Annotated in this window: 2 protein-coding genes; one reads left to right on the plus strand and one right to left on the minus strand. The window is 67.5% G+C overall.

Annotated elements, in window-relative coordinates:
* Nucleotides 1-91: 91 nt before the first annotated feature.
* A complete protein-coding gene (locus tag ABT092_RS30890; protein WP_351249818.1) occupies nucleotides 92-721 on the minus strand; it encodes a class I SAM-dependent methyltransferase in 630 nt (209 codons plus the stop codon).
* Between ABT092_RS30890 and ABT092_RS30895 the strand changes: the two genes are divergently transcribed.
* A protein-coding gene (locus tag ABT092_RS30895) for an IS5 family transposase (RefSeq protein WP_351249820.1) occupies nucleotides 710-1,647 on the plus strand; the annotation gives its coding sequence in 2 pieces (ribosomal slippage) (nucleotides 710-1,109 and nucleotides 1,109-1,647; 939 coding nt in all). The two genes, ABT092_RS30890 and ABT092_RS30895, sit on opposite strands and share 12 nt — an antisense overlap.
* Nucleotides 1,648-1,662: the final 15 nt, after the last annotated feature.

Raw genomic sequence — 1,662 nt, forward strand, 5'->3', positions numbered from 1 at the left:
ATGTCTGACAATTCCCGTCGGACCAGCGAGCGTCCGTCGAGCTGGCAGCCCGGATATGCGCCGACATCTCGCGGGTATTGCCGGGCAGGACCTACGAGCGGCGGGCCAGCAGGTGAGCGTCGAGGAAACCCCGTTCAGAGACCGGATCGTGGAGCAGCCGGGCGAAGGGATCGAGACCGGCATCGGCCAGCAGTTCGGCGAGGCTATCTGCCGGCCAGCTGTAGGCGGGCGCCACTTTGTGGTTGAAGCGAACCGGTTCTTGTCCGTCGGTCCCGAAGAAGGAGACCAGGAGCAGGCCATCCGGCGCCAGGACGCGTACCTGTTCGGAGAGTAGCTCCGGCAGCTCCCCCGGAGGGGTGTGGATCATCGAGTAATGGGCCAGCACGCCGCCGAGCGCGCCGTCCTCGATCGGCAGGGATTCCATCCGCGCCTCTTGGAAGCGCAGCGCCGGATGGGCCTGCCGGGCGTGGTCGACCATGCCGGGGGCAAGGTCGAGTCCGAAGGCGTCCAGGCCCAGTTCGTGCAGCATGGCTGTCAGATGTCCGGGCCCGCACCCGACGTCCGCTGCCCGCGGGTTGCCCGTCGCGCGCACCAGTTCGGCGAAGGTGCCGATCATGGCCCGGGAGAAAGGTTGTGTCTCCAGCCGGTTTGCGAACAGCGATGCGTACAGCTCGACGACACCGTCGTAGGCCGTCCTGGTGTCGTCCTGATGATTTGCCACGGGCAGGACTCTATAGCCGGTCTGATAATTGATCTTGTGGCGGGTCGAGGTGAGTTGACGGATGCGGCATGGGGGCGAATAGAGCCCCTGTTGCCGCAGGTGGACGGACGCGGCCGTCCGTGGCGTGATCACCGGCAGGTGGTCAACGGGGTGCTGTGGCGGCTGCGGACCGGGGCCCCGTGGCGCGACCTACCCGAGCGGTATGGGCCGTGGCAGACCGTCTACGAGCGGTTCGCCCGCCGGGAGGCCGATGGCACATGGGCGAAGCTGCTGGAGCACGTCCAGGTCCGTGACGATGCGGCGGGCCGGGTGGAGTGGACCGTCGCCGTCGACTCCACGGTCAACCGGGCCCATCAGCATGCCGCAGGCGCCCGTAAAAGGGGGACGTGGACGGGGACGAACTGGAAGATCCGGGCCGCTCGCAGGCGTGCCAGGCACTCGGTCGGTCTCGGGGCGGGTTGACCACCAAGGTCCATCTCGCCGTCGACGGCCGGGGGCTGCCGCTGTCGATTGTGCTCACACCCGGAAAAGTCAACGACGCCACAGCGTTCGCCGATGTCCTCAATGGGGTGCGCACTCCTCGGGCCGGCACGGGCCGTCCGCGCACGACACCGGACCGTGTGCTGGGTGATAAGGCGTATTCCAGCAGGGCCATCCGTCATCTGCTGAGGCGTCGGGGTATCGCTGCCACGATCCCCGAGCGCCGCGACCAGATGGCCAACCGTCGGCGCCGGGGGCGCCGCGGTGGTCGGCCACCCGTCTTCGACACGGAGATCTATCGCGACCGCAACGTGGTCGAACGATGCTTCGCTCGCCTCAAACAGTTCCGCGTGATCGCAACCAGGTTCGACAAGCTCGCGAACCGGTACCGCGCGGGAGTCGTCCTGGCCTCCCTGATCCTCTGGCTCCGTGAAGCGGCCAGGTGATCATTTGTCAGACAG

This window comes from Streptomyces sp. NPDC002490 (assembly GCF_040296045.1).
GTDB lineage: Bacteria > Actinomycetota > Actinomycetes > Streptomycetales > Streptomycetaceae > Streptomyces.